Source organism: Clostridium sp. Marseille-P2415, assembly GCF_900155545.1.
Lineage (GTDB): Bacteria > Bacillota > Clostridia > Lachnospirales > Lachnospiraceae > Lacrimispora.
This window is the reverse complement of the sequence record NZ_LT732526.1, coordinates 1,127,016-1,148,442: the sequence shown is the minus strand read 5'-3', so window position 1 is coordinate 1,148,442 and position 21,427 is coordinate 1,127,016. Positions and strand designations below refer to the sequence as shown.

Sequence of the window (21,427 nt, the reverse complement as noted above, 5' to 3'; positions counted from 1 at the left end):
GATAATGGTTCTATATTATTGAGGTTCTATACCAAATATAAGAGTATCATTTTGGTAGGCTGTAATTTTATCCCAGACTTCATAAGAAGCGGCTGGGGTGTAGGAATAATCATTTATCATTATATAGTTGGACCAGTCGGATTTTGAAACCCTGGTATGCAATTCAATACTCTGTCCCGGGGCAAGTGACCCGGCTTCGCTTAAGAAGCCGATTTCTAAATAAGTATCTGCTGTCTCTAGGGCAGGATCCAGGGCATGAAAGCTTCCGGCTATGTTCTGGCTTCCGGCATGTGACCAATCACAGAAGAAATTCTGCGGCTGGGAACTGTCTGCCGTATAATAATAACGGAGCTTTAAATCTGATAGCGGAATAGCGGAATCTCCTGTATTGGTCAGGCGGTATTTGCCGGCAATGGTATTCGTTTGTGCGGCAGTGGGACCGATAAATTCCACTTTTAAATTCCCTTCTTCGATCACAGTGCTGTTTTTAATGAGGATCGTCATTACAGGATCTGTTCCGGCACTGAAATCAAAGGTCAGGGAAGCGGTTCCAATGCTTTGCTGTGACAGGTATTCCTTTTTGATTACAATGGTTTGATCCGTGACGGAATAGTCCGTTCCCTCAGTCAGTGTGTAACTGCCGTTTTTGATTGCTAAAAGGGAATTTCCATTGGGTTTCATGCTCACACGGATGTCCTTGCTGTTATCTGAATTTTTATCAAATTCAGCAGTATCAGGTGTTATTACGGAATTTTGAGTACCTGTAGTATCCGTTACCGTAATCGTGAGTGTCCGGCTTGCTCCGGCACTGAAATTAAAGTCCAGGGCTAAGGATCCTGCGGGCTGCCGGGAAAGATAATCCTTTTTTATGGTAACCGTGGCATCATTTATCGTATAATCGGTATCCTTGTTTAATGTAACCCCATTTTGGGTAATGGAATGAAACGTATTGCCGTTCAGTTCCAGTGAAACTGCAATGTCTTCCTGCTGTTTCGTATTTTTATCAAAGGATGCCGTAACAGGGGCAATGGAAGAGCTGTCTGGCAAATCTTCCTTTATGTCCGCATAAAGGATTCCCCTGCCGTTGGTAGCAAGATAAACACGTCCGTATATCCTTGGATCTCCTGTAATACAGGCATTGGTCATACCATACTGATGGTCATTATCATTAATCCGGATCCAATTCGCTCCCCCGTCATCGGAACGGAAGATTCCACGGATTCCGTCTATGAATGCGGAAGTATAGAGCGCCATATAGGTCTGTCCCGGTGCGGCTTTCCCAAAGCCTATGGTAGAGGCTTCCTCAACCCCTGTTATTTTTACAAAACTTTCACCGGAATTTGTGGTATGGAATAAACCGCTTTTCCCTGAAGCACCGGCAAGCCATACGTCACCTTCCACACCTGGCATTGCTTTTATCATAGCGGAATCAGGAAGTCCGGTTGTAACTTTAGCTGTAAAAGTAGCCCCTTTATCTGTACTTACATAAAACTTACCGTTGTAAAATCCGTAAAATTTATCTGAATTCACTCTGTCTGAAGCTACCATGGCACCGGCAGGGATTCCGCTGCTCTGACTAAAGGAGGAACCCGTATTGGTAGAATAATATACCGGTTTTCCTTTTGGCGCCCAGACAATGCTGTTGCCGTCCGCAGACATTGCGACATTACCGCCTTCTGTGGTATCCGAATCGCCGGACTGCCAGGGATTGTTAAGGGAAAACCAGTTATTCCCGGTATCGTAGGAGAGCCCGATTCTTGATCCGCTGCCGGTATCGACTTTCCCCACACGTACAAAGCGGGTAGGACTTAGCTCTGCATAATCAATGGAAGTGTTGGCAAGGAAGGGGGTCAGCATCATCATGGAAGGCACTTTATCCAGATCATTATGTACAAAGCCTCCCAGATCGTACATGCCGCTGATCAAATGGGCCGTACCGGTGGCGGGGCTCACGAGCGTCTGAGCCGCTGTCTGTTCGATTCCTTTTGCAACAACGGATAATTTAACGGTACCGCCCGTATCGATATCCGTAAGGTTATTTGTACCGTAAACCGTAGCACCTGTGCCATACATCATTCTGTCAGAATTAAATGGGTCGATGGATATATTTCCAATCATCCAGCCGAGCTTAACAACCGGTTCCGGCGGATTTTCATATTTTCCGAAGGTCAGCCACGGGGATTCTGATATATCCAGGGAATAGCGAAGGGTTCTGCTGGGATATCCGTTCCAGTCCCAAAAGCGTACCCAGGTATTCCCTCCGTCCGTGCTTCTGAAAAAGTTGGCATCAGGCCACCAGGAATTCAGCGTGGATACGATTAAGGTATCCGGATTGTTTGCATCCACCGCCAATCCGCCGAAACCAAAATAGTTATCGCCGCTTGAGGTAGGGATTGGAGTGATGTCTGTCCAGACCTCCGATTTTGTATCATATTTCCATATTTCCCCTTTATGTCCGTCATAGGGACCTGTGCCGTCGCTATAGGGAATATATAAAATTCCGTTGGAGGCAAGAACACCGTGATGGGGAAATAGTCCTGTGGTTTTTGCCGGATTTTTTTCGGGATCCGGAACTACGATATTATGGGGCTGGCCTTCTACCGCTGACCAGGTGGCACCGCCATCCAGGGTCCTGTATACCATATCTTCCCCTTTTTTATTGGCAACGCCGATATAGACAGTCTGGCAGGGGGTTCCCTTTGTACTGGATGAAGGATCCGGTGTAACCCATACAACTCCGGTAAGTGTATTGTCATAGGTGGTGGAATCATCTTCAATAGGTGCATAATTCCCAACATGGGTAAGGCTGCTTACCTGATTCCAGGTCTCTCCGTAATCTACGCTTTTCCATAGTCCTTTTCCGCTGCGGGCGCCAAAATAAAGGACATTATTGCTGTTTGGATCGACGATCAGCCTTTCGCCCATAGAGCGGCCTAACATATTTGCCCCGTTTTTAAAAGGCAGCTCTGTTTGTTCCCAGGTTTCTCCGTAATCCTCGGAACGCAGGATATACCCATTATCACTTGTCCAGTCATTTGTGTAGGTGCCGGCCGCAATATACACCCGGTTGGTTTCCACAGGATCGACCGCAAGACTTTCACAGCCCAGATTGTTCCAGTCATCCCAGCCAATCCAATCCGTTAAGGGGTCCCAGGACTGGTTGGCCGTATCATAACGGTAAGCGCCGCCCATGTCCGTACGGGCATAGATCAGATCTTTCTCCCCCGGATTGAATATAATGTTATCTACATAGCCTCCGCCGTTAATCTTAACATTTTTCCATTCGTATGCCTGGGTCTGAACCGCTGCATTTATTGTTGCAGGATATTGGAATAAACCTATACAGGAAAATATTAACAACGGAGTTATTGCTTTTTTAATCCCCTTATTTTTCATATGTAATTCTCCTAATATAATTTTTTGACTATTTTAACGAACGCTGCATAATCGAATGCTTACCAATGGAATCACCCCCTTGATAAAGTAAGCAAAGAATTAAGTGATATTTTGCTTGTTGAATAGCCGTCATAAACATTTGAGAAAGGTACCATCCTTCTTTAGAATCTTAATGGATAGTATAGCTGCTAGCACTTTCAGCATATATCCCATTCCGATAAATTTCAACCCAAGTGCCAAAATTATACACGTTAAGTGCAAAAATTTGCAATTACTTCATCACAGTATGCAACAGACAGAAAAGAATTGTCGACATATGTAATAATCAGAATAAAATATCGAAACAAGACATGTTAAAACTTATCTGTCTTCTTTTTGAGAATAAAGTGCAAATTTTGGCGCTTAATATGTATAATTTTGGCACTTGGGTTGAAAATTGTCAGAACGGAGTATATGCTGAAAAAGCTAGCAAATATACATTGAGGATTCTATAAAGGGAAGGTACCAGACATCAGATGCTATGAGGGAGAAATTAATTATTAAAAAAAGGAGATGAGTAGAATGAAGCGGATGAAAAGGATTATTTCATTTTTTGTTATTTCTGCAAGCATTGCCGCACCATTATGTTTTAATAACGGACAAGCGGCGATGGCTGCTGATACGAATCATGATGACTGGCTGCATTGTGAAGGCAACAGGATTTATGACAGGAATAATCATGAGGTCTGGCTGACCGGAGCGAACTGGTTTGGTTTTAATTGCAGTGAAAATGTATTGCATGGTGCATGGTATGATATTCATGATATGTTAACAGAGATCGCAGACAGGGGCATCGGATTTTTGAGAATCCCGGTTTCCACGGAATTATTGTATAGCTGGATGACCGGAAATCCGAATGAGGTATCAAGTGTAACAGCTGTTAACAATCCGCCGTATTATGTATGCAATCCTGATTTTTATGACGCAGAAACCAACAGCACGAAAAACAGCATGGAAATATTCGATATCATCATGGGATATTGCAAAGAACTGGGGATTAAGGTAATGGTGGATGTACATAGTCCGGATGCCAACAATTCAGGGCATAATTATGAATTATGGTATGGGCTGGATACAAAAACGGCCGGCGGGATCACCACAGATAAGTGGGTGGATACTTTGGCATGGCTGGCTGATAAGTACAAAAATGACGATACCATCCTGGCAATTGATTTAAAAAATGAGCCCCATGGAAAAAGAGGCTATACGGATACCGCACCTGCCAATATGGCAAAATGGGACAATACAACCGACGAAAATAACTGGAAATATGCGGCCGAAAAATGTTCGAAAGCAATACTTGAAGCAAATCCCAACCTGTTGATCATGATTGAAGGCGTGGAACAGTATCCGAAAACAGAAAAGGGCTATACCTATGATACACCGGATATCTGGGGGGCGTCCGCTGACTCGTCTCCGTGGTATGGTGCATGGTGGGGCGGTAATTTAAGAGGAGTAAAGGATTATCCAATCGATTTAGGTTCCCAAAACAGCCAAATCGTATATTCACCCCATGATTATGGTCCCAGTGTTTATAATCAGACCTGGTTTGATAAAGATTTCACGACCCAGACCCTGTTAGATGATTATTGGTACGATACATGGGCCTATATTGGCGATCAGAAAATCGCACCGCTTTTTATTGGTGAATGGGGAGGATATATGGACGGAGGAAAGAACCAGAAATGGATGACCCTGTTAAGAGATTATATTGTGGATAACCGCATCAATCATACTTTCTGGTGTATCAATCCAAATTCCGGCGATACCGGGGGCTTATTGGGATATGATTGGAGCACCTGGGATGAAGAAAAATATGCATTGTTAAAACCTGCGTTATGGCAGTCGGACGGTAAATTTATAGGGCTCGACCACCAGATATCTCTCGGTGCGAACGGGATCACTCTGGGAGAATATTACGGGAATGAATAATACTTTTGAAAGTTTCCGGGAGCAGGAGAAAAGGAGGATTCTATGAGAATAAAAATGTTCAGAAAGAGTATGGTAAGTCTGCTTGCTTTATCCCTGGTCATGAATATGGGAGCTGTAACAACGGCACAAGCGGATACGGTTTTAACAGACGAAATATCGGCTGAGGGAACTTACAATTATGCAAAAGCGTTTCAATTATCCATGTATTTCTATGACGCGAATAAATGTGGCCCGGGTGTGAATGACGGCGCACTTTCCTGGCGCGGCGACTGCCACCTGGAAGACCAGCATATTCCTTTGACGCCAGTGGATTCGGACGGAAAAGGAACGAATTTATCGGCTGATTTCATTGCAGAGAATAAGGAGGCACTGGATCCGGACGGAGATGGATGCGTTGATTTAAAAGGAGGCTTCCACGATGCAGGGGATCACGTGAAATTTGGCCTGCCCCAAAGCTACTCCGGTTCCACTTTAGGCTGGGGCTATTATGAATTCAGGGATTCCTATGTGAAAATCGGGGCACAGGAACATATTGAAGATATATTGAGGTGGTTTAATGATTATTTTATCCGGTGTACCTTCCGGGATGAGTCTGGCAAAGTAGTTGCTTTTGCATATCAGGTGGGAGACGGAACAACGGATCATACCTATTGGGGATCCCCGGAATTGCAGACAACCGCAAGACCTGCATGGTTTGCCACTTCAGAAACGCCGGCGAGCGATCAATGTGCCGGTGCGGCGGCTTCCCTGGCGGTTAATTATTTAAACTTTAAAGATTCGGACCCCGATTATGCGGATACCTGTCTGGATACGGCAAAGGCATTATATGAATTTGCAAAGGCGAACAGAGGCCTGGGATTTTCCGGCGGCTTCTATAATTCCAGTTACGATGAGGATGAGATGTCCTGGGCTGCCGTATGGTTAAATATTGCAACCGGAGATGCTTCCTACATCAATGATATCGTATCAGTTGATTCTAACGGGAAATATACCGGTTATATGCAGCGAATCATCAGTACTACAGACAGCACCTGGCAGAATATATGGGTGCATTCCTGGGATACAGTCTGGGGAGGAGTATTTGCGAAACTCGCTCCGATTACCAATGATCCTGAGCACTGGTATTTTTTCAGATGGAATCTTGAGTACTGGTCCGGAGCGGCCCATGAAGAACCCAATGATACGAATTTCTTAGCTGCTACTCCGGGCGGATTCCGTGTACTTAATACCTGGGGTTCAGCAAGATATAATGCGGCAGCGCAGCTCTGTGCCCTGGTATATAATAAATATAAGCCGAATCAGGAATTTGTAGAATGGTGTAAGGGACAGATGGATTATCTCCTGGGAGACAACCCGATGAACCGGTGTTATGAAGTGGGTTATGCGGATAATTCGGCAAAGAATCCTCACCACAGGGCAGCCCATGGCTCTCTTACCAATAGCATGCTGGATCCGGCAACAGAGAAGCATGTACTGTGGGGGGCATTGGTCGGCGGTCCTGACACAGAAGATAAGCATGTCGATGAGGTTACCGATTATGTCTATAATGAAGTGGCAATTGATTACAACGCCGGATTTGTGGGAGCTCTGGCAGCGCTTTATTCCATCTATGGGGAAGGGCAGGAACCGGACCCGGCCGTACCTGTATATCAGACAGATGAAACACCGTATTATGTTGAAGCAAAGATTGAGCAGGAAAATTCTGAGAGAACGCAGCTGACCATAAAGATCACGAATGATACCAGCTGCCCGCCGGTGAGAACCGACAAGTTAAAGGCAAGATATTTCTTTGATATCTCAGAAATGATTGCGAAAGGCCAATCCATCAGTGATTTAAGTGTCCCGGTTTTTTATGACCAGGCTCTCACACAGGATGGGACAGGTGTTAAATTAAGCGGACCGTATGCATGGGACGAAGAAAAAGGGATTTACTATGTGGACCTGGACTGGACCGGTATCTCCTTCCATGGAAGCAGAGAAATTCAAATCGGTTTAGTGCCCGCACAGGATAGCTCTTATAAAGTGAATTGGGATCCTTCCAATGATTGGAGCAGACAGGAATTGACCAAAGATTTTGGATTGGCGGGTTATATTCCTCTCTATCTGGGTGATGAGTTAGTTTATGGACAGGAACCCGGCGTAAGTGAGAAAGTGGAAGTACATATTACTGCGCCTGCAGACGGAACGGTAATCGATTACACGAAAGATCAGACCCCGGTTGAGGTAACTGCCACGGCAGAGTCCAATACAGGTGAAATAGCAAAAGTTGAGTTTTATGCGGACGATGTTAAAATTGGAGAAGATGATGCCGCACCTTACACATGCAGCTATGCTCCGACGGATACAACCGGTAATACTTTCAGCAGGGAAATCGCATTAACAGCGAAAGCGGTGTCAACAACGGGAGCCAGCGGATCAAGCAGCAAGGCGGCGTTAACCATCCTGTTTATGAAGGCAGAGGATGCCGTAGTAGCGATCACAGAACCCCTTGAGGGAAAATTATTGGATACGACGGCCGGAGATACTTCCCTGAATGTTACGGCAGAAAGTACCGGAGTAAGCAGCGATATTGCTAAGATCGAAATATTTGCAGACGGCGATAAGATAGGAGAGGCAGACGGGGATATCTGCAATGCGGTATATACGGCGCCGGCAGATAAAACAGATCTGCCGGACGGAATTATGGAGGTGACGCTGACTGCCCGGGCGACCTTGGCGAATGGTGATGTAAAGCAGGGCCTTCCGGTCAAAATAAAAGTCAAGCTGCCGGCAGCCAGTACCGGAGCCGGGGATTTGGCTCTTGTGATGGAAGGAAGCGGGAATGCAGCCGGGAATACGATCGCGAAGAAGTTTACCCTTAGTAATACGGGGGATAAAAGCGTTGATTTAAGTACGGTTAAAATCCGTTATTACTATACAAAAGAAGCGGATGTAAAACAGGTATTCTATTGTGATGATGCAGGGATGTCTTTTAATGCCGCACCATGGTATGAGACAGTTACTGGCAGTATTACCGGGAAATTTGTAAGCCTTGATCCTGCAGTAGAAAACGCCGATACTTATTTGGAGATTTCCCTGGCCGGTCTTAAGAATTCCCTGGCGCCGGGACAAACATTGGTGTGCCAGTTCCGGATTGCGAATGCGGACTGGTCTGATTATAACCAGGAAAATGACTATTCCAATGGAAACGAAGACGGGGTCATAATAATCTCAAATGGTACCGTTGTAAGCGGGAAGTTACCGTAATGGAGATATTCCGGCGACAGCAAATTTTGGTACCTAACGTGTATAATTTTGGCACTTGGGTTGAAATTTGTAAAAACGGAGTATATGCTAAAACAGCTAGCAAATTTACGATTCATGAAGAGTAATAAAGAGAAAGGTACATAAGTGGATAACAAGCTTGACACTGCCAAATTAAGAGGGAGGTTGTAATATGATGCGCAAAGAGTTATTAAAATACAGTAATTTTAAAAACTGGCAAAAAGGAATAGAAGTTATTGGTATCATAGGCAGGATGAAGAAAGCCTCAAGAATTACCATTACAGCAATGCTTATACTTGGGATGCTATCAACATCATTTATGCCTGTAATGTCAGCAGAAGCTTCCGAAAAACCTGCAGCAGCTTCAGAAGAGAGTACAGACCCCTATCAGAAAAGATTCATGGAACTATGGGAGGAACTTCATGATCCTGAAAACGGATATTTCAGTCCGCAGGGAATCCCTTATCATTCCATAGAAACTCTGATGGTGGAAGCACCGGATTACGGTCATGTGACCACCAGTGAAGCGATGAGTTATTATATGTGGCTTGAGGCTATGTATGGCAAGTTTACCGGTGATTTCTCCGGATTTGAAGAAGCCTGGGATATTGCGGAAACTTATATGATTCCAACGGAAAAAGACCAGCCGAACAGCAGCATGTCTCAGTACAATGCCAGCAAACCGGCAACCTATGCACCTGAATGGGAACTGCCGAGTCTTTATCCGGCACAATTGGATTTCGGTGCAGCGACAGGAACAGATCCGATCCACAATGAATTGGTGTCCGCCTACGGCACTTCTACTATGTACGGAATGCATTGGCTGCTGGATGTAGATAACTGGTACGGTTTTGGCAGCCGGGGAGATGGCGTGTCTACCCCATCCTATATCAATACATTCCAGAGAGGAAGGGAGGAATCTACCTGGGAAACAATACCACAGCCATGTTGGGATGACATGAAATCCGGCGGTAATAACGGATACCTTGATCTGTTTACCGGAGACAGTAATTATGCAGAACAATTTAAGTATACCGATGCGCCGGATGCGGATGCACGTGCGGTACAGGCTACATACTGGGCAGACCAGTGGGCCGATGAATATGGGGTGGACCTTGGAACCTATACTGGGAAAGCCGGCAAAATGGGTGACTATTTAAGGTATTCCATGTTTGATAAATATTTCCATAAAATTGGCTCGCCATCTACTGTCGGTACAGGTTATGACGCGGCTCATTATCTGCTTTCCTGGTATTATGCATGGGGCGGCGGCACAAACGCAAACTGGGCCTGGAAAATCGGCTGCAGCCACAGCCATTTTGGTTACCAGAACCCTATGGCAGCCTGGGTATTATCACAAGATGACGAATTTAAACCGCTTTCCCGGAATGGTGCAAGTGATTGGGGAAAGAGCCTGGACAGGCAGTTGGAATTCTATCAGTGGCTGCAGTCTTCAGAAGGCGCGATTGCGGGAGGTGTCAGCAATTCCAATAACGGCCGTTATGAAAGCTGGCCGTCAGGTACCGCAACCTTTTATGGTATGGGGTATCAGGAAAACCCTGTATACGCTGATCCGGGAAGCAATACCTGGTTTGGTTTCCAGGCATGGTCGATGCAGCGTGTAGCAGAATATTATTATAAAACAAAGGATTCCAGGGCAAAAGACATACTGGATAAATGGGTGAGCTGGGTTAAGACAGTTGTCAAGCTGAATGATGACGGAACGTTTGCAATCCCTGACGATATAGACTGGTCAGGCCAGCCTGATACCTGGACAGGTACCTATACAGGCAATCCGGACCTTCATGTAACGATAAGCAGCTATGGCACTGACCTTGGTATAACTGGCTCTCTTGCCAACACCCTGCTGTATTACAGTAAAGCTTCCGGTGATGATGAATCCAGAGTGCTTGCCAAGNAGCGATATTGCTAAGATCGAAATATTTGCAGACGGCGATAAGATAGGAGAGGCAGACGGGGATATCTGCAATGCGGTATATACGGCGCCGGCAGATAAAACAGATCTGCCGGACGGAATTATGGAGGTGACGCTGACTGCCCGGGCGACCTTGGCGAATGGTGATGTAAAGCAGGGCCTTCCGGTCAAAATAAAAGTCAAGCTGCCGGCAGCCAGTACCGGAGCCGGGGATTTGGCTCTTGTGATGGAAGGAAGCGGGAATGCAGCCGGGAATACGATCGCGAAGAAGTTTACCCTTAGTAATACGGGGGATAAAAGCGTTGATTTAAGTACGGTTAAAATCCGTTATTACTATACAAAAGAAGCGGATGTAAAACAGGTATTCTATTGTGATGATGCAGGGATGTCTTTTAATGCCGCACCATGGTATGAGACAGTTACTGGCAGTATTACCGGGAAATTTGTAAGCCTTGATCCTGCAGTAGAAAACGCCGATACTTATTTGGAGATTTCCCTGGCCGGTCTTAAGAATTCCCTGGCGCCGGGACAAACATTGGTGTGCCAGTTCCGGATTGCGAATGCGGACTGGTCTGATTATAACCAGGAAAATGACTATTCCAATGGAAACGAAGACGGGGTCATAATAATCTCAAATGGTACCGTTGTAAGCGGGAAGTTACCGTAATGGAGATATTCCGGCGACAGCAAATTTTGGTACCTAACGTGTATAATTTTGGCACTTGGGTTGAAATTTGTAAAAACGGAGTATATGCTAAAACAGCTAGCAAATTTACGATTCATGAAGAGTAATAAAGAGAAAGGTACATAAGTGGATAACAAGCTTGACACTGCCAAATTAAGAGGGAGGTTGTAATATGATGCGCAAAGAGTTATTAAAATACAGTAATTTTAAAAACTGGCAAAAAGGAATAGAAGTTATTGGTATCATAGGCAGGATGAAGAAAGCCTCAAGAATTACCATTACAGCAATGCTTATACTTGGGATGCTATCAACATCATTTATGCCTGTAATGTCAGCAGAAGCTTCCGAAAAACCTGCAGCAGCTTCAGAAGAGAGTACAGACCCCTATCAGAAAAGATTCATGGAACTATGGGAGGAACTTCATGATCCTGAAAACGGATATTTCAGTCCGCAGGGAATCCCTTATCATTCCATAGAAACTCTGATGGTGGAAGCACCGGATTACGGTCATGTGACCACCAGTGAAGCGATGAGTTATTATATGTGGCTTGAGGCTATGTATGGCAAGTTTACCGGTGATTTCTCCGGATTTGAAGAAGCCTGGGATATTGCGGAAACTTATATGATTCCAACGGAAAAAGACCAGCCGAACAGCAGCATGTCTCAGTACAATGCCAGCAAACCGGCAACCTATGCACCTGAATGGGAACTGCCGAGTCTTTATCCGGCACAATTGGATTTCGGTGCAGCGACAGGAACAGATCCGATCCACAATGAATTGGTGTCCGCCTACGGCACTTCTACTATGTACGGAATGCATTGGCTGCTGGATGTAGATAACTGGTACGGTTTTGGCAGCCGGGGAGATGGCGTGTCTACCCCATCCTATATCAATACATTCCAGAGAGGAAGGGAGGAATCTACCTGGGAAACAATACCACAGCCATGTTGGGATGACATGAAATCCGGCGGTAATAACGGATACCTTGATCTGTTTACCGGAGACAGTAATTATGCAGAACAATTTAAGTATACCGATGCGCCGGATGCGGATGCACGTGCGGTACAGGCTACATACTGGGCAGACCAGTGGGCCGATGAATATGGGGTGGACCTTGGAACCTATACTGGGAAAGCCGGCAAAATGGGTGACTATTTAAGGTATTCCATGTTTGATAAATATTTCCATAAAATTGGCTCGCCATCTACTGTCGGTACAGGTTATGACGCGGCTCATTATCTGCTTTCCTGGTATTATGCATGGGGCGGCGGCACAAACGCAAACTGGGCCTGGAAAATCGGCTGCAGCCACAGCCATTTTGGTTACCAGAACCCTATGGCAGCCTGGGTATTATCACAAGATGACGAATTTAAACCGCTTTCCCGGAATGGTGCAAGTGATTGGGGAAAGAGCCTGGACAGGCAGTTGGAATTCTATCAGTGGCTGCAGTCTTCAGAAGGCGCGATTGCGGGAGGTGTCAGCAATTCCAATAACGGCCGTTATGAAAGCTGGCCGTCAGGTACCGCAACCTTTTATGGTATGGGGTATCAGGAAAACCCTGTATACGCTGATCCGGGAAGCAATACCTGGTTTGGTTTCCAGGCATGGTCGATGCAGCGTGTAGCAGAATATTATTATAAAACAAAGGATTCCAGGGCAAAAGACATACTGGATAAATGGGTGAGCTGGGTTAAGACAGTTGTCAAGCTGAATGATGACGGAACGTTTGCAATCCCTGACGATATAGACTGGTCAGGCCAGCCTGATACCTGGACAGGTACCTATACAGGCAATCCGGACCTTCATGTAACGATAAGCAGCTATGGCACTGACCTTGGTATAACTGGCTCTCTTGCCAACACCCTGCTGTATTACAGTAAAGCTTCCGGTGATGATGAATCCAGAGTGCTTGCCAAGGAATTATTAGACCGTATGTGGAACTTATACAGAGATGACAAAGGCCTTTCCGCTCCGGAAAAGAGAGATGACTACAAACGTTTCTTTGAACAGGAGGTCTATGTACCGGCTGGCTGGACAGGTACCATGCCAAACGGAGATCCGATTAAAGAGGGAATCAAATTTTTTGATATCCGTTCTAAATATAAAGATGATCCTGATTTCCAGAAGGTTCAGGACGCTTATAATAACGGAACCGCTCCGGAATTTAATTACCACCGCTTCTGGGCAGAGTGTGATATTGCTTTAGCTAACGGTGTATACTCCATGCTGTTTGGAGAAGGCGGAGAACCGGTAAGCAGCTCTGCGATCGATCTGACATCGGCAGCCTTTGACAGAAAGGATGATAAACAGAAGGATATCACTGTAACCCTTTCCCCTAACGGAAATACCTTTACAGGAATAAAAGAGGGAAGTAAAAATTTAACGGAAGGCGTGGATTATACCTTAACCGGTAATACGGTCGTATTGTCGAAAGCTTATCTGGCAAAAAAAGAAACAGGGGAATTAAAGCTTACCTTCGATTTCAGCAAGGGGGTTGACCCTGTCCTGACGGTAACCATCAGCGATACCACACCAAGCGGTTCTGTCACTCCTGCCGCCGCCGCATTTGATAAAAATCCGGAGAAACAGACAGATGTTACGGCTGAATTAAAAACGGCGGGACATACTCTTACAGGGATCAAGCTTGGCGGTAAAACTTTGACAAAAGGCGTGGATTATACCTTGGACGGCGATAGCGTGACATTGTTAAAGGATTCTCTTTCTGCATTGAATACGGGAACTTACAATGTGGTATTTGATTTAAGTGCCGGTATTGACCCGGTACTTGTCCTGACTGTATCAGATACTTCCATTGCAGCAGGGGATATCAAAGTACAGATGTTCAATGGGAATACGTCAGCTCAGATTAATGGAATCATGCCGAGATTCAAGATTTACAACACCGGGGATACCAGTATTTCTCTTTCCGATTTGAAGCTTAGATACTATTACACGGTAGATGGAGAAAAAGATCAAAACTTCTGGTGTGACTGGTCTACGATCGGCAGCAATAATGTAACCGGCACCTTTGTAAAAATGCCGAAAGCGAAGACAGGAGCAGATCATTACCTGGAAATCGGATTTACGGCTGGAGCCGGTGAACTGAAAGCAGGCCAGTCCATTGAAGTTCAGGCAAGATTTTCAAAAACTGATTGGAGCAATTACACACAGACCGAGGATTATTCCTATTCAGATTCGGGCAGCAGTTATGCAGACTGGACAAAAATTACAGGATATATTTCTGACAGCCTGAAATGGGGAGTGGAACCGTAAGGTGTAACCTGAAAACGCAAAAGTATAGTATCTGTCCCAAATCCAAAAATATCGGGTTTGGGACAGAATTATCAATGAGGACTGGGGAAAGGGTATTATAGATAAGGAGGTTTGAATATGCGTAAAATAACGAGCGTCCTGCTTGCAGTATGTCTGTTTACGGCCGGATTTTATTCCCGGCCGGCGAAGGCAGAGACAAATTATAATTACGGAGAAGCATTGCAAAAAGCAATTATGTTTTATGAGTTCCAACGTTCCGGGGCTCTGCCTGACGATATCCGGAACAACTGGAGAGGAGATTCCGGGCTTTCGGATGGTTCAGACGCAGGGCTTGATTTAACCGGCGGCTGGTATGATGCAGGAGACCATGTAAAGTTTAATCTCCCGATGGCTTATTCGACTGCCATGCTGGCATGGAGCGTGTATGAGTCAGAGGATGCCTTGAAGGAAAGCGGACAGTTAGAGTATTTGTTAAAGGATATCAAATGGGTAACGGATTACCTTATAAAATGCCACCCTTCCGCAAATGTTTTTTATTATCAGGTAGGGAATGGCGGTACGGATCATTCCTGGTGGGGGCCGGCAGAAGTGATGCAGATGGAACGGCCATCGTATAAAGTGGATTTAAACAGTCCCGGTTCCGCTGTGTCTGCAGAAGCAGCGGCTGCTCTGGCAGCAGCAGGTGTCATTTTTGCTGATCGTGATCCTGACTATGCCGCAACCTGCATTCAGCATGCGAAAGAGCTCTTTTCATTTGCGGACACAACAAAGAGTGACAGCGGTTATACCGCAGCAAACGGTTTTTACTCCTTAAGCAGCGGTTTTTATGATGAACTGTCATGGGCCGGCGTATGGCTGTATCTGGCCACAAAGGATTCCGCTTATTTAGACAAAGCAGAATCCTATGTACCTAACTGGGGTACAGAACCTCAATCCTCCACCATTTCCTATAAATGGGCCCAATGTTGGGATGATGTACACTACGGCGCTGCCCTTCTTCTTGCAAAAATAACCGGAAAAGAAGTATACAAAACCAGTACGGAAATGCATCTGGATTACTGGACTACCGGATATAACGGCAGCCGTATTTCCTATACGCCAAAAGGTCTTGCCTGGCTGGATTCCTGGGGGGCTTTAAGATATTCTACCACCACAGCCTTCTTAGCCAGTGTTTATGCAGACTGGTCGAGCTGCAGTGCGGAAAAGGCGGAAACCTACAGTGCATTTGCAAAACAGCAGGCAGATTATGCTCTTGGAAGCAGTGGCCGCAGTTTTGTGGTTGGTTTTGGAAAAGATTCTCCGAAAAGACCTCATCACAGGACAGCACACAGTTCCTGGGCGGACAGCATGACCATGCCCGCATACCACAGACATACCATTTATGGGGCTTTGGTAGGAGGACCGGGCAGGGATGACAGTTATACGGATGATGTAAATAACTATACCAATAATGAGGTTGCCTGTGACTATAATGCAGGTTTTGTCGGAGTGCTTGCAAAAATGTATGGAAATTACGGCGGAGACCCCATTCCTAAGTTTACTGCCATGGAAGAGGTGACTAACGACGAATTCTATGCAGAAGCAGGAATTAACGCCTCAGGCAGTAATTTTATAGAAATCAAGGCATTGTTAAATAATTGTTCCGGCTGGCCTGCAAGAATGGGAGACCAGTTATCTTTTAAATACTTTGTAGATATAACAGAAGCTGTAAATGCAGGCTATACGGCAAAGGATTTAAAAATAACTACCAATTATAATCAGGGAGCAGACGTATCCCAGCTTTTACCTTGGGATGAGGCAAATAATATTTACTATGTGAACGTTGATTTTACCGGAACCAAGATATATCCGGGAGGACAGTCGGCATACAAAAAAGAAATCCAGTTCCGCATCACCGGACCGCAGAATACTGCGTTCTGGGATAATTCAAATGATTATTCTTATACCGGATTAAACGGTGTAACCTCCGGAAATGTTGTTAAGACAACCTATATTCCGGTATATGACGCAGGGGTAAAGGTATTCGGAGATGAGCCTGGAAGTTCCCAAAGCAGTTCTTCCATCAGTCCGGTAACCGCAGCTTTTGACAAATACGATCCAAAAGATGTGTCAGTGGCAGTTAATTATAATGGAAATACGCTTAACAATATAAAAAACGGTACTGCTTCACTGGTGAAAGGAACCGATTATACCGTTGACGGAGATACTGTAACGATTGCTTCTTCCTATCTGTCAGGATTTGTGGCAGGAACAGCGAAGCTGACTTTTGATTTTAATGCAGGAATTGACAGGACACTGGCAATCACAGTAGGGGATTCTACGCCAAGCGCTTCTATTTCCAAAACTGAGGCCCAATTTGATAAGCATCCGGATAAGCAGGAAGATATTGCCGTAACGTTAGAATTAAACGGATATACTTTAACAGCTATCCGAAATGGCAGTGCGAAACTGGCGGAAGGAACCGATTATGTAATATCCGGTAATACGGTGACCATTTTAAGTTCCTACTTAGCCGGCCAATCTGTTGGAAAATCAGGATTGACCTTTGATTTCAGCGGAGGCAATGATCCTGTGTTTACGGTCACCATAATTGACAGTTCTGCTGCAGTAACAGGAGATATCAAGGTCCAGGCGTATAATGCGAATACTTCCGAAACCATCAATGGCATTGCACCAAGGATCAAGCTGTATAATACGGGAACTGAAAGCATCAACCTCTCTGATGTGAAATTAAGATATTATTACACGATTGACGGGGAAAAAGAACAGAATTTCTGGTGTGACTGGTCCTCCGCAGGGACAGCCAATGTAACCGGTACCTTTGTGAAAATGGAAGAGGGTAAGACCGGTGCCGATCATTATCTGGAAATTGGTTTTAAGGATGGGGCAGGTACTCTCTCTGCCGGGGAATCCGTGGAAGTGCAGGCCAGATTTTCTAAGTCAGACTGGACTAACTACATTCAGACAGATGATTATTCCTATCAGGGAACAGGGAGCAATTTTACCGACTGGGATAAAGTAACCGGTTATCTGGCTGGAAGCCTGCAGTGGGGGACAGAACCATAATATCTTGCGTTTGGCTGGTATCCCGCGTAAATAAGTAAAAGGGGTAAACGGCAGTCATTATCAAGGATAATAAATAGAGAAGGTCGATTCGGGTTTTGCCTGAATCGGCTTTTTCTATATGGTTTAAGATTTGTCAGCAGGTTTTCTTTATTGCGGCAATTTGCCCATTGACAGAAGCTCAAATGTCACCGTTGTAAGTGGGATTTTACCATAATAGAAATTTCTTGCATATATTAAAACATAAAGATGGAAGAGGAGGCGATTCCATTGGTGTGTATAAAAATTTAATAATCTGTTTCAAGTGAACTAAGGATTTTTATACCAAAGCAAGGAATGGATTATTACAATGTAGTATTTTAAGAACCTGGTTAATAAAACAGTAAAGTGAGGGAGGTTGTAAATACGATGCGCAAAGAATTATTAAAATGCAGTTATTTTAAAGACTGTAAAAAAGGAAGGAAAGCTGCTTCCCAAATACCTGCAGGAGCTTCCAAAGAGAGTACAGACACCTATCAGGAAAGATTCATGGAACTATGGAAGGAAATCCATGATCCTGAAAACGGATATTTCAGTTCCCAGGGAATCCCTTATCATTCCATAGAAACTCTGATGGTAGAAGCGCCGGATTACGGTCATGTTACTACCAGTGAAGCCTTGAGCTATTATATGTGGCTTGAAGCCATGTATGGTAAATTTACCGGTGATTTCTCCGGATTTAAAAAAGCCTGGGACATTACGGAAACTTATATGATTCCAACGGAACAAGACCAGCCGAACAGCAGCATGGCTCAGTATAGTGCCGGCAAACCGGCAACCTACGCACCTGAATGGGAGCTGCCGAGTCTTTATCCTGCGCAATTGGATTTTGGCGCAGCGGTAGGGGCAGATCCAATCCATAATGAATTGGTGTCCGCCTACGGAACTTCTACTATTTACGGAATGCATTGGCTGCTGGATGTAGATAACTGGTACGGTTTTGGCAAACGGGGGGATGGCGTGTCTACCCCGTCCTATATCAATACATTCCAGAGAGGAAGACAGGAATCTACCTGGGAAACAATCCCACAGCCCTGTTGGGAGGACATGAAATTCGGCGGCAGAAACGGATACCTTGATCTGTTTACCGGAGACAGTAATTATGCAAAACAGTTTAAGTATACCAATGCGCCGGATGCGGATGCTCGTGCAGTACAGGCAACTTACTGGGCAGACCAGTGGGCCGGTGAATATAATATAGACCTTGACACTTATGATGGGAAAGCAATTAAAATGGGTGACTATTTAAGATATGCCATGTTTGATAAATATTTCCGCAAAATTGGCTCATCCTCTACTGCCGGTAAGGGTTATGATGCTGCTCATTATCTGCTTTCCTGGTATTATGCATGGGGCGGAGGTGTAAACGCTAACTGGGCCTGGAAAATCAGCTGCAGCCACAGCCATTTTGGTTACCAGAACCCTATGGCAGCCTGGATATTATCACAAGACGACGAATTCAAACCGCTTTCCCAGAATGGTGCAAAAGATTGGGGAAAGAGCCTGGACAGGCAGTTGGAATTCTATCAGTGGCTGCAGTCTGCAGAAGGTGCGATCGCAGGCGGTGTCAGCAATTCCAATAACGGCCGTTATGAAAGCTGGCCGTCAGGAACCGCAACTTTTTATGGCATGGGTTATCAGGAACATCCTGTATATGCTGATCCGGGAAGCAATAGATGGTTTGGTTTCCAGGCATGGTCGATGCAGCGTGTAGCGGAATATTATTATAAAACAAAGGATTCCAGGGCAAAAGATATACTGGACAAATGGGTGAGCTGGGTTAAAACAGTAGTAAAACTGAATGATGACGGAACGTTTGCAATCCCTGACAATTTAGCCTGGTCAGGCCAGCCTGATACATGGACAGGAACCTATACCGGCAATCCGAATCTGCATGTAAAGGTGAGCAGCTATGGGACTGACCTTGGTATAACAGGCTCTCTTGCCAACACCTTGCTGTACTACAGTAAAGCTTCCGGTGATGATGAAGCCAGAGTACTTGCCAAAGAATTATTAGACCGTATGTGGAACTTATACAGAGATGACAAAGGCCTTTCCGCTCCGGAAAAGAGAGATGACTACAAACGTTTCTTTGAACAGGAGGTCTATGTACCGGCTGGCTGGACAGGTACCATGCCAAACGGAGACCCGATTAAAGAGGGAATCAAATTTTTTGATATCCGTTCTAAATATAAAGATGATCCTGATTTCCAGAAGGTTCAGGACGCTTATAATAACGGAACCGCTCCGGAATTTAATTACCACCGCTTCTGGGCAGAGTGTGATATTGCTTTAGCTAACGGTGTATACTCCATGCTGTTTGGAGAAGGCGGAGAACCGGTAAGCAGCTCTGCGATCGATCTGACATCGGCAGCCTTTGACAGAAAGGATGATAAACAGAAGGATATCACTGTAACCCTTTCCCCTAACGGAAATACCTTTACAGGAATAAAAGAGGGAAGTAAAAATTTAACGGAAGGCGTGGATTATACCTTAACCGGTAATACGGTCGTATTGTCGAAAGCTTATCTGGCAAAAAAAGAAACAGGGGAATTAAAGCTTACCTTCGATTTCAGCAAGGGGGTTGACCCTGTCCTGACGGTAACCATCAGCGATACCACACCAAGCGGTTCTGTCACTCCTGCCGCCGCCGCATTTGATAAAAATCCGGAGAAACAGACAGATGTTACGGCTGAATTAAAAACGGCGGGACATACTCTTACAGGGATCAAGCTTGGCGGTAAAACTTTGACAAAAGGCGTGGATTATACCTTGGACGGCGATAGCGTGACATTGTTAAAGGATTCTCTTTCTGCATTGAATACGGGAACTTACAATGTGGTATTTGATTTAAGTGCCGGTATTGACCCGGTACTTGTCCTGACTGTATCAGATACTTCCATTGCAGCAGGGGATATCAAAGTACAGATGTTCAATGGGAATACGTCAGCTCAGATTAATGGAATCATGCCGAGATTCAAGATTTACAACACCGGGGATACCAGTATTTCTCTTTCCGATTTGAAGCTTAGATACTATTACACGGTAGATGGAGAAAAAGATCAAAACTTCTGGTGTGACTGGTCTACGATCGGCAGCAATAATGTAACCGGCACCTTTGTAAAAATGCCGAAAGCGAAGACAGGAGCAGATCATTACCTGGAAATCGGATTTACGGCTGGAGCCGGTGAACTGAAAGCAGGCCAGTCCATTGAAGTTCAGGCAAGATTTTCAAAAACTGATTGGAGCAATTACACACAGACCGAGGATTATTCCTATTCAGATTCGGGCAGCAGTTATGCAGACTGGACAAAAATTACAGGATATATTTCTGACAGCCTGAAATGGGGAGTGGAACCGTAAGGTGTAACCTGAAAACGCAAAAGTATAGTATCTGTCCCAAATCCAAAAATATCGGGTTTGGGACAGAATTATCAATGAGGACTGGGGAAAGGGTATTATAGATAAGGAGGTTTGAATATGCGTAAAATAACGAGCGTCCTGCTTGCAGTATGTCTGTTTACGGCCGGATTTTATTCCCGGCCGGCGAAGGCAGAGACAAATTATAATTACGGAGAAGCATTGCAAAAAGCAATTATGTTTTATGAGTTCCAACGTTCCGGGGCTCTGCCTGACGATATCCGGAACAACTGGAGAGGAGATTCCGGGCTTTCGGATGGTTCAGACGCAGGGCTTGATTTAACCGGCGGCTGGTATGATGCAGGAGACCATGTAAAGTTTAATCTCCCGATGGCTTATTCGACTGCCATGCTGGCATGGAGCGTGTATGAGTCAGAGG

At 45.1% G+C, this 21,427-nt stretch carries 7 protein-coding genes and 4 pseudogenes; 10 read left to right on the top strand and 1 reads right to left on the bottom strand.

Features of this window, described 5'->3' with window-relative positions:
* Positions 1-15: 15 nt before the first annotated feature.
* A complete protein-coding gene (locus BQ9856_RS10265; RefSeq protein WP_077610951.1) occupies positions 16-3,396 on the bottom strand; it encodes a X2-like carbohydrate binding domain-containing protein in 3,381 nt (1,126 codons plus the stop codon).
* Between the two features lie 561 nt (positions 3,397-3,957).
* On the opposite strand from BQ9856_RS10265, the pseudogene BQ9856_RS10260 reads away from it, so the two are divergent.
* The 10 genes and pseudogenes from BQ9856_RS10260 to BQ9856_RS10225 all read left to right on the top strand — a co-directional run.
* Positions 3,958-5,358 (top strand): annotated as a pseudogene (locus BQ9856_RS10260) (glycoside hydrolase family 5 protein); the annotation flags it as partial.
* Between the two features lie 51 nt (positions 5,359-5,409).
* A complete protein-coding gene (locus BQ9856_RS10255) occupies positions 5,410-8,613 on the top strand; it encodes a glycoside hydrolase family 9 protein (RefSeq protein ID WP_077610949.1) in 3,204 nt (1,067 codons plus the stop codon).
* A 271-nt stretch (positions 8,614-8,884) separates the two neighbouring features.
* Positions 8,885-10,549 (top strand): annotated as a pseudogene (locus BQ9856_RS10250) (glycoside hydrolase family 48 protein); the annotation flags it as partial.
* The gene (locus tag BQ9856_RS25565) at positions 10,524-11,234 is read left to right on the top strand and encodes a cellulose binding domain-containing protein (protein ID WP_077610948.1); all 711 of its coding nucleotides are present in this window, start codon (positions 10,524-10,526) and stop codon (positions 11,232-11,234) included. The pseudogene BQ9856_RS10250 and the gene BQ9856_RS25565, both read left to right, overlap by 26 nt.
* A gap of 271 nt (positions 11,235-11,505) precedes the next feature.
* Positions 11,506-13,755, top strand: a pseudogene (locus BQ9856_RS25560) (glycoside hydrolase family 48 protein); the annotation flags it as partial.
* 3 nt (positions 13,756-13,758) lie between these two features.
* Positions 13,759-14,526, top strand: a complete 768-nt coding sequence (locus BQ9856_RS25715; RefSeq protein WP_442855583.1) for a cellulose binding domain-containing protein — start codon at positions 13,759-13,761, stop codon at positions 14,524-14,526.
* A 117-nt stretch (positions 14,527-14,643) separates the two neighbouring features.
* Positions 14,644-16,818 (top strand): annotated as a pseudogene (locus BQ9856_RS10235) (glycoside hydrolase family 9 protein); the annotation flags it as partial.
* Positions 16,810-17,592, top strand: a complete 783-nt coding sequence (locus BQ9856_RS25710) for a cellulose binding domain-containing protein (protein ID WP_442855582.1) — start codon at positions 16,810-16,812, stop codon at positions 17,590-17,592. The pseudogene BQ9856_RS10235 and the gene BQ9856_RS25710, both read left to right, overlap by 9 nt.
* A 405-nt stretch (positions 17,593-17,997) precedes the next feature.
* Positions 17,998-20,991 (top strand): glycoside hydrolase family 48 protein, encoded by a 2,994-nt coding sequence (locus tag BQ9856_RS10230; RefSeq protein ID WP_077610946.1) that lies wholly within the window; start codon positions 17,998-18,000, stop codon positions 20,989-20,991.
* A gap of 117 nt (positions 20,992-21,108) precedes the next feature.
* A partial coding sequence (locus tag BQ9856_RS10225) for a glycoside hydrolase family 9 protein (RefSeq protein ID WP_200801287.1) occupies positions 21,109-21,427 on the top strand: 319 nt, incomplete at its 3' end.